Origin of the sequence: Tanticharoenia sakaeratensis NBRC 103193, from assembly GCF_000963885.1 — a bacterium.
GTDB classification, from domain to species: domain Bacteria; phylum Pseudomonadota; class Alphaproteobacteria; order Acetobacterales; family Acetobacteraceae; genus Tanticharoenia; species Tanticharoenia sakaeratensis.
This window is the reverse complement of sequence record NZ_BALE01000009.1, coordinates 170,648-183,872: the sequence shown is the minus strand read 5'-3', so window position 1 is coordinate 183,872 and position 13,225 is coordinate 170,648. Positions and strand designations below refer to the sequence as shown.

Genomic DNA, 13,225 nt, shown 5'->3' with positions numbered 1-13,225 from the left:
TGTGATTGAGCGCAAGATCGCGCATGACACACGTCCGACAATGCCGGGCAAACATCAGAATTTGAATAAAGTATCGGATGGTGGGCGCGACAGGGATTGAACCTGTGACCCCCGCCGTGTGAAGGCGATGCTCTACCGCTGAGCTACGCGCCCATCCGATGGATCGGGCTTCTAGCAACGACCCTTACCGAGCGCAAGGCCCGGTTTCTCCAAACGGACATCGTTACGCCTTCATATCGCCTTCCAGACAGGCGACCGTCGGCGGATATCAGCCTGCCGGAACCTGCCAAAACGATGATGCCCTCTTCCCCGGCCCTGCCGCAAAGAAATGCCGGGATCGACCTCCTGCGCGGACTCTCGATCGTGATCGTCGTCTGTCACCACCTGAGCCTGCGCATTCCGCTTGCCCATACCGTGATCGGCCATATCCTCCCTCACCCGCTCGTCGCGATGTTCGCCTGGGGTGGCGGGGATGCCGTGACAATGTTCTTCGTCATCTCGGGCTTCCTCATTACCCGCCGGACTTTCACGAAATACGGCGACTTCCGGACGATCGATGCTGCCGGATTCCTCCTGCATCGGGCGGCGCGAATCCTGCCGCTGCTCTGCGCCCTCATGCTCGTCCTCGGTGTGCTGTCCCTGACAGGCCTGAAAGACTTCTCATTCCGCCCGGCCCAGTCGTGGTCTGCCGCCGTGTTCGCCGTGCTGACTTGCCATTTCAACTGGTACGAGGCCCAGACCGGCTGGCCACCACCCGGCTGGGATGTCCTGTGGTCGCTTTCGATCGAAGAGGCCTTCTATCTCGCCTTTCCAATCCTTTGCCTGATCGGCGCGGGCCCACGCCTGTTTCTTCTGGCTGCTCTGGTCATACTCGGCCCGATCGACCACGGCCTGCTGCACGCATCATCCGAGATATGGCAGGAGAAAGCCTATCTGCCGGGCTTCGGCGCCATCGCCACTGGCGTTCTCGCAGCGTGGCTTACACAGCGCCTGGAGCAGCCAGACCTCCGCACTGCGACATGTCTCATCGGCTTGGGTATTGCATCGGCCTGCGTGGAGCTGCTCGACACGGGGCCGGTCTTTCGTCATGTCGGCGAGAGCGAGAGCCTGTTCCTCACACTTGGCACTGCCATGATGTTGCTGTGCTTTCACTGGCGCGAAACGAGCAGAGCCGCCTCGGCGCCTGCTCGAGGCACCGGATGGATCCGTCACTGTGGCCAGCACGGCTACGAGATCTATCTGACGCACATGTTCATCGTCATGCCGGCCGTCCATCTCTGGCGGCTGACCGGACTGCCGACCACCGTCGGGATCGTCATGTATCCGCCCGTACTGATGATCTGTGCCTGTCTTGGTGCTCAGGTCGCACGATATGCGTCGCGTCCCTGGGCCGCGCGTCTGGATGCGCTCGCGCCGCAACCGACGCGCTGGCGTCAGAAGCCGAACATGTGATCCAGCGAGAATGCGGCTGTGTCGTTCTCGACGCCGTGATAGCCGAACAGCCGGCAGGTGGCATCCCGGATCAGGACATAGCCACCCAGGCCCGCCTGCCCGATCCCGTCAGGGCCGAAGATCTGCTCGGGCCGCACCATGTGCGAGCCGGATGCCGGGATCGACAGCGTCTCCTCCGCAATAATCCGACCTGACCCGTCATGCAGTTGCAGAACGGTCTGCGATGGCGACAGCCCGTCGATCGAGGCCGGATAGATCAGGCAGCAGAAGCTCCGCCGATCGGGCCGATCGCCGAGCTTGAGGAACAGGCGCGTGCTCAGTCCCGGCGGCGGCCCGGCATAGGATTGCGGTTCGGACCGCCACGTCATGAGCGTGTTGAAGATGTGCGCACCAAAGCTCGTCTCGGCGGCGTGCCCGCTGTCGTGACGGCGATAGCGCATCAGGGCATGCAGCCATCCATCGGCATCGCCGCCGTCCCGGAAGTCATAAACCAGCTCGGCGTGCCCGGCCTGCTGCGTGAGTTCCGCCAGATCGAGCGCCAGATCGTGGTTGCGCGGCAGGTTTCCGAGGAATCGCTGCCCGACCAGCGCGCCATCGGCCGAGAACACATCCAGCCGCAGCGGCATGGTCTCCAATCCTTCCGACATGGGCGTCGGCTGCACGACCGTCCGGAAAATGGCGGGATCGAGAATCGGGAACGGCAGGAGAAAGCCACGTCCCATGGATGGCGGGAGCGCGCGGATCGCAGGATCGGGCCGAAGATCCGCGCGCTCGACATTCAGATGCGCGATCCGTGTACGCGGCCCTTCCGTGACCTCGTAACGCGGCCGGACCATATGATGACCCGCCCGCAGTTCGAGCTGAGCCGGCCACGACACGTGGGGCACGATGTCCGCGATATCGACAGCAATGCTCGCGAACCCGGGCACCTCCGCCGGTATCGGAAACGACCGTTCCTCCCCCATGCGGTTCAGCGTCAGCACACCCGACGGGATAGGCGCGGCATGGCTGTTCTGGACCCACAGCACGATCCGCTCGCCGGGCGCGGGCGCGGGGAGTGTCGCATAGCGATCGGATGGCCACGCATTGGCATCATGCGTGACGGAGAGGCTGGGGTTGCCGTCGCGGCCGACCGTATCGAGCGCATATTTTACGACGTCATGGCCGCGTGCGCCGACCGCGTGGATGAACAACTGTCCGCAGAACGGCCCGAGGCCAAACCGCGCGCGAATTTCAGCGCTGTCGATGACGATGCCTGCGCCGTCTCCCTCGATCGGTTGTTCCCACTGCGCCAGAACATGTCCGTCCGCATCGAACAGGCGCATCCAGTATCGCACGTCATGGGCACCGTAATTCGACCAGTAGTTGGCCGTGACGAGCCGTGTGGAGAAATGGTCGTCGTCGCGGAACAGCGCGAAGTTCGTCGCGAAATTGTGGCGATCAAGATATTGGCGCGGATTGGACAGCATACCGTCGGGAAGCCTGGCAGGCGCCAGCGTCTCAATGGCCAGCGCGCCCGGCAGATGAGCCAGACGGGCCCGCATCCTGCCATCCTCGAACGAGGCCACCAGAACAACGGCGGCACCCGCCCCCGGGAGCTCCGTCAGCGACCGGGCCTCATGGCCTGCGACGGCCTCGCCCACACGTTCGGTGTCATGCACGAAGAGACCGGCATCCGGCGCGAAGCCCGGATAGAGCGCCAGCAGCGTCCGGGCGGCGCCGTCCGGATCATACAGGGCAAGAGGACGCGGCAGCTTGGCCGCGAGCCTGCTCAGCGCGTCCGCGGCAACCGGATGAGCGAGCGCCTTGTAGAGCACGTTGCCGCCCGCCCGGGCGTCGAAAGTGCGGATATCAAGCATGATCGCCTCGCCGTAACCAGTTCACGCCACAAACCTCCGCGTCAGTGCAGGCCCAGACGCGCGCGCATTTCTTCTGCCGCCATCGCGGTATCGTCAAGCGGGCTGACCTGCCACGATGCGAAGCGGGGCTCCAGCATCCTGACACGCCCGGCCGAGCGGAGCGTCTCGAGAAAACGGTTGATCCGCTTCGATGACCCCGGCAGGGGCGCCACCATGACGGGTGCGGCGGTCGCGACGGCTTCCGATACCATGGAAACGCTGTCCATCGTGACCACGATCATGTCGGCGCAGGCCAGAAGGCCGAGATAAGGGTTGTCGCCCTCCCCATTCCAGACGACGCCGCCCAACGGCTCCAGCGCGGCCCGCAGGACAGCAACGGCCTGGGGATCCGTACGGCGCGACGGCGTCAGCACAATCCGAGCGCCATCCCGTTCGGCCATGGCCCGCAGGTCCGCCCCCAGCGTCACGGCCTCAGACACACCGAAGCGAAAGCGCCCGTTCGCCCCGCCAACCAAAACCGACACGAGCGGCCGCCCATCGGGCCGAAGACGTGCGGACCATGCGTGTCTGGCATGGGCGAGCACATCCAGGGTGACGCCATGCAAGGCATTGCGCACGGAGACGACATTGGGACCGCGCAACCCGTCATGCACGTTGGCCACGATCAGATCGAATGCATCCAGACGCATGCGCGGATTCTGGATCTGAACGAGCGCCTGATGATCGCGACGCTTCAGGGCCCGTCCGATTCGGCCGCCGAGACCGCCGACACTGATGAGAAGCTCATCATGCGCGCCGCCTTCGATCGGGTGGACAGCCCGCAGCGGCAGCGGCCAGAGTTTCTGCGGGACACGGTGCCAGAGGCGGCGCACCCTGACCGGCGCCAGCACGGCGTCCAGTCCGGCCCGGTGCGCCAGACCGAACCCCTGCGCCCGCATGCCGGCAAAATCCTCGGCAACGATCCGGGCCTTGCAGGCGAAATCAGGCGACAGGTCGGCAGGCGCGGGGCATGTCATGTCGCGCTGTTTCCAATGATGCGCCATTTTTGGCAAGAAACCCGATGAAACAGCGCCAGACGGAGCACGCAGCACCTTGGATTCGACCGCCTCTTCCGATGATTTCGCAAGCCTCGGCCTGTCAGCCCCGCTTCTGGCAGCCCTGAAGCGCGCGGGTCACGCGCGGCCGAGCCCGATCCAGCAGGCGGCGATTCCCGCCCTTCTGGCCGGCCGCGACCTGATCGCGACCGCCCAGACCGGGAGCGGCAAGACCGCTGCCTACGCGTTGCCTATCCTGCACGAGCTGTCACAAATGCCGGCCGCAGCGCCGGACCAGCCCGATGTGCGTCCGATCAGAGCCCTCGTGCTGGTGCCGACCCGGGAGCTCGCCTCGCAGGTTGCCGCGACATTCCGCACGTTCGGCCGCGACCTGTCGCTGCGCACGCGAATCATCGCAGGCGGCATGAAGCGGGCGGCCCAGCTCGCGTCGGTGCTCGATGGCTGCGACATTGCGGTCGCGACGTGCGGGCGGCTTCTGGATCTGCTCGATGGCGGCGAACTGCAGCTCGACGCGCTTCGCATTCTCGTCCTGGACGAAGCGGACCAGATGCTGGATCAGGACAGCCTGCAGGCGATGGCCTCGATCTCGGCCTACCTTCCAGCACGGCGTCAGACGATCCTGTGCTCGGCCACCATGCCGGATGCCGTGCTGCAGATCGCGCGGCGCCTGATGCACGATCCGCTCCCGGTCGATGCGGGGCCGGAAACCACGACACCGAAAAAGATCGCACAGGGCGCCATCTTCCTCGACCCGGACGACAAGCCCAGAGCAGCGCTCGCCATCCTGCGCGAGACCGCCGGACGCGCACTCGTCTTCGTGCGCACCCGCGCGCAGGCCGAGCGGGTCTGCAAGGCGCTCAGGAGTGCCGGCATCGGCGCGGAATCGTTGCATGGCGATCGGACGCAAAGCGCACGCAACCGCGCCCTCGATGCATTTCGCAAGGGAACGGCGCCGGTGCTGGTCGCAACGGACATCGCGGCGCGGGGACTGGATGTCGAGGACGTGGCCCTCGTCCTGAATTGCGACATGCCAGACACGCCGGAAACCTATGTTCACCGCATCGGGCGCACGGCCCGTGCCGGCAAACGCGGACGCGCCATCACGCTCTGCGGTCTGGAGGAGCGCGCCGCGCTGCGCGAGATCGAGAAGCATATCGGGCTGAAGCTGAAGATCCTGCCTCTACCGGTCTAGAACCTTTTCGATTCGGGCCATCAGGTCGGTCGCCATCTCGCGCCACATAGCGGCCTGATCGATCGGCGGGGGCAGTTCCGGCGGCGCATCCAGCACATCTCCGAGCGCGCGCGCGATCGCAGCGGCATCCGGGGCGCACAGTACGGCATGAGGCGCATCGCGAAACTGCTCGACGAGGCCGCCCACGGCGGTTGCGACGACATGGCGCCCGCTCGCAAGAGCCACGGCACCCACACCGCTCTGGCTCGCCTCGCGATAGGGCAACACCACGATGTCCGCCCATGCGACGGTCTGCTGGATGGCATCTTCGGGCACCCACATGTTCTCGACATGCACGCCCGGCAATCCGGCCAGAACGTCGAGAGCCAGGCTGGGCGGCCCGCTGCCGACCACACGGCATTCGAACGAATGGTGCCCACGCAGCAGTGTCAGTGCCGGGCCGAGAAGATCGATCCCCTTGTAGGGCAGCAGTCGGCCGAACATCAGGATACGCGGCGCTCCGCCATGTGCGAATGGCGGCGCCGCCCGGACGTCGCTGGCGGCAAACGGGGGCAATGTTGCAACCAATGGCACACGTCCGCGCATGAGCAGGCGCTGGCTGTGAAGCTGCCGCGCCACATGCGCGCTCAGTGCCACGACGACGTCCGCGCGACTGACAAGAAGCCGCTGCAGCGTCATCTGCAACGGCAGGCCGTCTCCCGGATGCCGCATGGCATCGTGGACGATCACGACGATCTTCACGCCGATCCGCCGCAACGCCGATGCCATGAGCAGATCGATCAGGCCCGGCATGGCGCAGATCGCCATATCGGGCCGGAGTGCTGCGATCCGTCGCGCAAGCCACGAAACCATGGACGGCGCATGAAACAGACGGGCCAGGAACTGGGCCGCCCCATTATATGTCGGGACCGTCAGTGCGCAGTCACCGGGCCCGATCTGCGACAGCACTTCCGCGCGATCCGACAGCGAAAGCAGTGGCTGTACACCCGGTACCGCGCGCAGGCCCTCGAACAGATCGACCGCAAACCGCGGCCCGCCGCCCCGCCTTCCCCATTGCCAGATCAGGACACGCCGCGGCTTCGACCGGACCCGATCCGGCTGAGCCGCGCCGACACCGATTCCGGGCAGTGCCGCACGCAGATCCGCACCATCGAACACGGCCTTGGCCCGGGCTTGCGCCGCCGAGCCAAGCCGCCTGCGAAGGTCGGGATCGTCGGCTGCGATGCGAAGCAATCGGGCAGCCTCGTCGAGGTCCGGATCGGCCCAGACCGCGCCCGGCGCCTCGAAAACGCCCCGCGGATCGCGCGCACGGATGGTGCGAACAGGAACAGGCAGTCCACAGTCCGCATCGAGAAATTCGGCCGTCGCCGACCAGTCGGACGCAATCACGCATCGACCCAGCATCATGGCTTCTGCCACCACAAGGCCGAAGCCTTCGCTCCGATGAAGCGCAAGAACAATGTCGGATGCGCCAATGAGGGCGCGCGATTCGGGACCCGGATAAAGGGTCGTGTCGAGCCGGATATTGGGCGCATCCGCGATTGCCGTGCGGATTGCCGCCAGGTCGTCCTCGTAAGCTGCGACATGCCCGACCTTGAGCACGAGTATGCGGTCCATCCGCATGCCGAATGCCGCACGGAACGCAGCGATCGACCCGAGCGGGTTCTTGCGCTCGAAGCTCGATGCCAGACTGAAGGACACCAGCACGATCACCGCGTCCGCCGGCAGTCCGAACGCTGACCGGTCAACTTGCGCCACGGCGAGATCCGCTGCGGCGAGCGGATGTCGCACGACGGTCGGCCTCTGATCGCAGGCCGCGGCCAAGGCCCCTGCCGTGAAACGAGACGGGCACCAGACATCGTGAACGCAGGCCCGCGCATAAAGCCACGCGCGCGGCACGGTCGGCAGTTCCCAGGCCCAGTAGCCGATGACCCGACGGTTTTCGCGCAGTGCCCTCGGCAGGCGCATCAGCACGCGCGGCAGCTCCGGCGCATTCACGTGCAGGATCAGCGGCGCGCGCCCAGTCCCGTCAACGGCAGCCAGATCAGGCGGAAGAGGCTTGGCAATGTCGATGCCTGCGGCCGGAATACCCTGCTTGCGCAAGGCATCGAGCATCAGGCGCGCACCTTCCCCAAGACCCGACGCCCGTGACAGCTCCCCCACGACGATCACGCCAGGTGCGCATCCATCCGCGATATGGCCCGCTTTCGGTGCAAGGCGGGCGGTCGCCCATGCCAGCGCGAGGCGGCGCGGGCCGCGCGGCAGGCGGCGCCAGAGCCGATGCGGAAGAGAGAGCGAGACGGCCAAGACAGGGTCCGGAGCAGTTTCGGGAAGCTGACCTCGGTAAGACGATCATGCCCCGGCGGCAAGACATCCGTCGTCGCCAAGCATTGCCCGGCGGGCGCAGGGGTATAAAGTCATCCCATCATGAGCGCTGATGTCGATCCGGACCGAACGCCCCGCACCACGCCCGAGATCCTGCGCGCGCTGGTCGCCTTCGACACTACGAGCGATCGGCCGACGGCCTCGATCATCGACTGGATCGAGGACCATCTGGCAACGTCCGGCGTGCGATGCTCGCGCAGCCATGGTCCCGAGGACGGCAAATGGAACCTCCATGCCATCATCGGCCCCGATCGCGCCGGCGGCATCGCATTTTCCGGGCATGTCGACTGCGTGACCGTCGCAGGTCAGGACTGGACGTCCGATCCGTTCACGTTGCGTGAGGAGTCCGGCCGGCTTTACGGGCGCGGCAGCGCGGACATGAAGGGCTTCGTCGCGGCCATGCTGGCTGCCGTGCCTGACTTCCAGACAATTGCGACTCAGGCGCCGATCCATCTGTTCTTCACGTTCGATGAGGAAGTGACGTGCGACGGCGCACGGCACCTCATGACGGATGTGCAGGCGCGAGACCGGCTTCCGTCAGTCTGCATCGTGGGCGAGCCGACGATGCTTCAGCCGGTGATCGCCCATAAAGGACGTCTGGCAGCGCGCCTGACGTTCCGGGGCCGCTCGGCGCATTCCTCCACACCGGACGGCGGCGTAAATGCGATCCACGCCATGGGCCGTGCGATCGTGGCGATCGAGAATTCCGCCGCGCGCTTTGCGACAGCCGGACGCCGCGCGGAGGGGTTCAAGCCGCCCTACACGACGACGCAGGCCGGACTGGCCTCGGGTGGTCAGGTTCTCAACATCGTCCCCGAACGTGCGACACTGGAGATCGAATGGCGCACCGTGCCCGGCGACGACGCGCACGCGGAACTGACCGCGCTGCTGGAAGAACTGGCTCCCGTGGACGCAGCCATGAGGCACGCTCATCCCGAATGCGGCATCGACCATGAGGTGATGTGCGACCTGCCGCCGCTTGCACTGCCCGAGACATACGCGCTGACCGACCTGATCCGGCAGGTCACGGGTGCCAACCGGACCGGCCACGTCTCCTATGGCACGGAGGCTGGAATCTACCAGCGTGCCGGCGTCCCGACGATCGTCTGCGGCCCGGGAGACATCGCCCAGGCGCACAAACCCGACGAGTGGATCGCACGTTCCCAGCTCGATGCCTGCGACGCGTTCCTGAGAACCGTCGCCACACGCGCCTGCTGCGCGGGAGGACTCCCCGCGTGACCTGCGTTGCCGTGCCACGGGACCATCATCGCGTCCGCGTTCGCCGCACGGCCCTCGCCACCAGCCTCTATACGCCGCAATCGCCCCTGCCCGCGTTCGAGCAGTCGCTTCCTCCGCCGGATCTCTCGCGCTGGCTGACGGGTAACGACGGCATACCCGGCGTCATCACGCAGCGCTCCGGTCATGCCGGTCCAACGGTGGTCATAGTCTCGCTGGTCCATGGCAATGAATATGCCGGTGCCACGGCGCTGGATCGCCTGCTTCGCAGCGGCCTGACCCCGCCGGTCGGGACGCTCAGCGTCATTTTCGCCAATCTCGCAGCCTTTGCGCGCTTCGATCCGGAAAACCCCGTCGCCTCGCGCTTCGTCGATGAAGATCTCAACCGTGTCTGGTCGGCGGAGCGGCTGCACTCGAACGCCCAGTCCTGCGAACTCGACCGCGCCCGGGAACTCGCGCCGCTGATCGAGCGTGCGGATATCCTGCTCGATCTGCACTCCATGCTCTGGGACTCCGAGCCGCTTCTGCTTGCGCCGAACACGGAAAGCTCGCTGACATTCGCGGCGGCTCTGGCGGATCCGGACGGGCCGGACCTGATCGTGACCGACCTTGGTCATCGCGGCGGCAATCGCCTGATCGAACATCCGCGCTTCACGACGCATGGCGGCGGTTGCGCATGCCTGCTCGAAGCCGGTGGCCATTGGCAGAGACGGACTGCGGATACGGCCGAAGCCGTCACCATGAAGGCGCTGGAGTTCGCCTGGGGCCAGAGGCCTGCGCGACGCGTCATGCTGCGACGCGCCATCGTCACCGACAATGTCGTGGCCCAGAGCGCGAATTTTGCCTTTACCGAATCCTACCGCGGCGGCGCATTCATCAGACATGGCGGCACGATCATCGCCCAGGATGGCCCGGACGATATCTGTACCCCATACGACGATTGTTTGCTGATCATGCCGAACCATCGCCCGGCGCGCGGGCATATGGCCGTGCGTCTGGCCAAGCTGATCTGACGGCAACGCCCGGGCCGAGCGGTCTCTCGCCCGGAGCCGCTGGCCGCGCCCCCCTGCCCCTTGTTGGGCGGGAGGCAGCAGGGCACGCAGCCCGGCTTTTTTCAGTTGTAGATCGGGAAGGCGCGGCAGAGGGCGAGGACCTGCTCACGCACCTGCGCTTCGGCCGGCGCGCTGTCGCCGCCGTCGAGAGTGGCGCTCAGCACTTCGTCGATCATGCCACCGATGGCACGGAATTCGGCTTCGCCGAAGCCGCGCGCCGTTCCCGCCGGGCTGCCCAGACGAATGCCCGACGTTACCGCGGGCTTCTCCGGATCGAACGGGATCGCGTTCTTGTTCGCCGTAATTCCGGCGCGCTCGAGAGCAGCCTCCGCGAACTTGCCGGTAACCTTCTTGGGACGAAGATCGACCAGAAGCAGATGCGAATCGGTGCCGCCCGTCACGATGTCGAAACCGCGCTTGCCCAGCTCGTCGGCAAGGGCACGCGCATTGTCGCGCACGGCACGCTGATAGTCCTTGAACTCCGGCGCCAGCGCTTCGCCGAATGCCACGGCCTTGGCTGCGATCACGTGCATGAGCGGGCCACCCTGCAGCCCCGGGAACACGGCGGAATTGATCTTCTTCGCCAGATCCGGATCGTTCGTCAGGATGACGCCGCCACGCGGCCCGCGCAGCGTCTTGTGGGTCGTGGACGTCACGATATGCGCATGCGGGATAGGGCTCGGATAGAGCCCGGCTGCGACCAGACCGGCGAAATGCGCCATGTCGACCATCAGGAACGCGCCGACCTCGTCGGCAATCCGGCGGAACCGCGCGAAGTCGATCTCGCGGGGATAGGCCGATCCACCCGCCACGATGATCTTCGGCTGGTTGGCGCGGGCTAGTTCTTCCATCTGGTCGTAGTCGAGCAGCCCGTCCTGCGCACGTACGCCATACTGCACGGCATTGAACCACTTGCCGGAGTAGTTGGGTGCCGCGCCATGCGTCAGATGACCGCCGGCAGCCAGGCTCATGCCGAGAATGGTGTCGCCGGGCTTGGCCATCGCCATGAAAGCCGCCTGGTTGGCGTTCGCGCCGGAATGCGGCTGAACGTTGGCGAATTCCGCCCCGAACAGTCGCTTCACCCGCTCGATCGCGAGCGTCTCCGCCCGGTCGACCTCGACGCAGCCACCATAATAACGCTTGCCCGGCAGGCCCTCGGCATACTTGTTCGTCAGCACCGAGCCCTGGGCCTCGAGCACTGCGCGCGAGACGATGTTCTCGGACGCAATCAGCTCGATGCCGTCCTGCTGGCGCACCAGTTCGTCATGAATGATCGCGGCAATCTCGGGATCGACCTTCGCGAGCGGAGCATGGAAGAAGGCCTCGGTCCCGGCTCGGCTTGTCTGTTCCGACATCGTATTCTACTCCCACATTCCACTGGCATGCCGCGGCCGTCATATCCGGCTCGTGCACGTCTGCGTGCTCGATCCGTTTCCGGCGCGGTTGTTTCCCGGTATTCGTGCCGAGCCCTTACAATAAGTCGTGCGCGCCCGCAAAGCATCGTCCGCGCGCAACATCGTTTCGGAGAGATCGTCCCATGGCCGCATTCAGGACCGCGCTGTTCCGCCGCCGCGACTTGTCGGCTGGCGCGGATGGCCATGGCGGGGCCCGCCTCGCCCGCGTTCTCGGGCCCTGGCATCTCGTGGCACTCGGGATCGGCTGCACGATCGGCGCGGGCCTGTTCTCGCTGACCGGGATCGCAGCGTCGCAGAGCGCAGGGCCTGCCGTCTCGCTGTCCTATGTCATTGCAGCCGTCGCCTGCGGGTTTGCCGGCCTCTGCTACAGCGAACTCGCAGGCGCCATTCCGATCTCCGGCTCGGCCTACACCTATGCCTATATCGCGTTCGGTGAACTGCTCGCCTGGATCATCGGCTGGGATCTCGTGCTCGAATATACCGTGGGGGCCGCGACCGTTGCCGTCAGCTGGTCAAGCTATGCCGCATCCCTCGCGCGCGGCTGGGGGATCGCCATAGACCCGCGGATCGTCGCCTCTCCATTCGAAATCGTCACGCTGGCCGACGGCACCAAGGCCCATGGGCTCGTGAACCTGCCGGCCGCCGCCATCATCTGGATCGTGACTGCCCTGCTCGTCCGCGGGATCAGCGAATCCGCCCGGGTGAATGCCGTGATCGTCGTGATCAAGCTCGCGGTCATTGCCGCGGTGATCGCGTTCGCATCACCCTATATCCATACGGCGAATTACCACCCCTTCATCCCGCCCAATGACGGCACGTTCGGCCATTTCGGCCCCTCGGGCGTCATGCGGGCCGCAGGCATGGTGTTCTTCGCCTATATCGGCTTTGACGTCGTCTCCGCCATGGCCGGCGAGACGCGCAACCCCGCCCGCGACATGCCTGTCGGAATCCTGGGCAGCCTCATCATCTGCGCGGTCGCCTATGTCGCGTTCGCGCTCGTGCTGACGGGCGTCGTGAACTTCCATGACATGCTGGGCGACGCGAGCCCCGTCGCGACGGCGATCGACCGCACGCCGTTCAACTGGCTCAAGCCGCTCGTGAAGCTCGGCGTGATCTGCGGCTTCACATCGGTCCTGCTCGTGCTTCTGCTCGGACAGGCGCGCGTGTTCTTCGCCATGGCGCGCGACGGTCTCCTGCCTGCCCTGTTCGCACGGCTCAATGCGCGGACAAAGGCCCCTGCCGTGACCCATGTGTTCTTCGGCATCATCACGTCCCTGCTCTCGGCATTCCTGCCGATTGCCGAGCTCGGGAACATGACGTCGATCGGCACGCTGTTCGCATTCGTGCTCGTGTGCATCGGGGTCTTGGTGCTGCGTCGTCGCGCTCCGGAGATGGAGCGGCGCTTCAAAGTGCCTGGTGGCGCCATCATTCCGGTCTGCGGCATCGTCGTGTGCTCGGCGCTCATGGTGTCGCTGGACGGCCTGACCTGGGCGCGGCTGATCGTGTGGCTGATCGTCGGGCTGGCCATTTACTTCGGGTATGGCATGCGCAACAGCCGCCTTGCCTGAGCGCGCGGCGA

At 66.0% G+C, this 13,225-nt stretch carries 9 protein-coding genes and 1 tRNA gene; 5 read left to right on the top strand and 5 right to left on the bottom strand.

The window, feature by feature from the left end; genetic code table 11:
- Positions 1-78: 78 nt before the first annotated feature.
- Positions 79-153: transfer RNA gene (locus tag B8446_RS03515), tRNA-Val, on the bottom strand.
- A gap of 141 nt (positions 154-294) precedes the next feature.
- Here B8446_RS03515 and B8446_RS03510 point away from each other — a divergent pair.
- Entirely contained in the window at positions 295-1,452 is a 1,158-nt protein-coding gene (locus B8446_RS03510) for an acyltransferase family protein (RefSeq protein ID WP_148505826.1), read from the top strand.
- On the opposite strand, the gene B8446_RS03505 is transcribed toward B8446_RS03510, so the two are convergent.
- Together B8446_RS03505 and B8446_RS03500 are read right to left on the bottom strand one after the other, a co-directional pair.
- Entirely contained in the window at positions 1,434-3,311 is a 1,878-nt protein-coding gene (locus B8446_RS03505) for a hypothetical protein (protein ID WP_048847232.1), read from the bottom strand. The genes B8446_RS03510 and B8446_RS03505 overlap by 19 nt on opposite strands.
- Positions 3,312-3,352: 41 nt before the next feature.
- Positions 3,353-4,327 carry a mitochondrial fission ELM1 family protein gene (locus B8446_RS03500; RefSeq protein ID WP_048847229.1) on the bottom strand — a complete coding sequence of 325 codons (975 nt, stop codon included), beginning with the start codon at positions 4,325-4,327 and terminating at the stop codon, positions 3,353-3,355.
- Between the two features lie 76 nt (positions 4,328-4,403).
- Between B8446_RS03500 and B8446_RS03495 the strand changes: the two genes are divergently transcribed.
- On the top strand, positions 4,404-5,558 hold the full coding sequence (locus tag B8446_RS03495) for a DEAD/DEAH box helicase (RefSeq protein WP_048847228.1): 1,155 nt from the start codon (positions 4,404-4,406) through the stop codon (positions 5,556-5,558).
- On the opposite strand, the gene B8446_RS16525 is transcribed toward B8446_RS03495, so the two are convergent.
- Entirely contained in the window at positions 5,547-7,865 is a 2,319-nt protein-coding gene (locus B8446_RS16525; protein WP_241767612.1) for a glycosyltransferase family 4 protein, read from the bottom strand. The two genes, B8446_RS03495 and B8446_RS16525, sit on opposite strands and share 12 nt — an antisense overlap.
- 120 nt (positions 7,866-7,985) lie before the next feature.
- On the opposite strand from B8446_RS16525, the gene argE reads away from it, so the two are divergent.
- Positions 7,986-9,182 (top strand): acetylornithine deacetylase, encoded by a 1,197-nt coding sequence (gene argE / locus B8446_RS03485; RefSeq protein WP_048847226.1) that lies wholly within the window; start codon positions 7,986-7,988, stop codon positions 9,180-9,182.
- Positions 9,179-10,192, top strand: a complete 1,014-nt coding sequence (locus tag B8446_RS03480) for a M14 family metallopeptidase (protein WP_084712035.1) — start codon at positions 9,179-9,181, stop codon at positions 10,190-10,192. The genes argE and B8446_RS03480 overlap by 4 nt, the downstream gene beginning before the upstream one ends.
- 101 nt (positions 10,193-10,293) lie before the next feature.
- Here B8446_RS03480 and glyA read toward each other — a convergent pair whose 3' ends face one another.
- Positions 10,294-11,586, bottom strand: coding sequence for a serine hydroxymethyltransferase (gene glyA / locus B8446_RS03475; RefSeq protein ID WP_048847223.1), 1,293 nt, complete (start codon positions 11,584-11,586; stop codon positions 10,294-10,296).
- A gap of 182 nt (positions 11,587-11,768) precedes the next feature.
- Between glyA and B8446_RS03470 the strand changes: the two genes are divergently transcribed.
- Entirely contained in the window at positions 11,769-13,214 is a 1,446-nt protein-coding gene (locus tag B8446_RS03470; RefSeq protein ID WP_048847221.1) for an amino acid permease, read from the top strand.
- Positions 13,215-13,225 lie beyond the last annotated feature (11 nt).

What these genes read in the sequence shown, in the direction of transcription:
- B8446_RS03510 (WP_148505826.1), top strand. Translation starts at nt 295, where the DNA reads ATGATGCCCTCTTCCCCGGCCCTGCCGCAAAGAAATGCCGGGATCGAC.
- B8446_RS03505 (WP_048847232.1), bottom strand. Translation starts at nt 3,311, where the DNA reads ATGCTTGATATCCGCACTTTCGACGCCCGGGCGGGCGGCAACGTGCTC.
- B8446_RS03500 (WP_048847229.1), bottom strand. Translation starts at nt 4,327, where the DNA reads ATGACATGCCCCGCGCCTGCCGACCTGTCGCCTGATTTCGCCTGCAAG.
- argE (WP_048847226.1), top strand. Translation starts at nt 7,986, where the DNA reads ATGAGCGCTGATGTCGATCCGGACCGAACGCCCCGCACCACGCCCGAG.
- glyA (WP_048847223.1), bottom strand. Translation starts at nt 11,586, where the DNA reads ATGTCGGAACAGACAAGCCGAGCCGGGACCGAGGCCTTCTTCCATGCT.
- B8446_RS03470 (WP_048847221.1), top strand. Translation starts at nt 11,769, where the DNA reads ATGGCCGCATTCAGGACCGCGCTGTTCCGCCGCCGCGACTTGTCGGCT.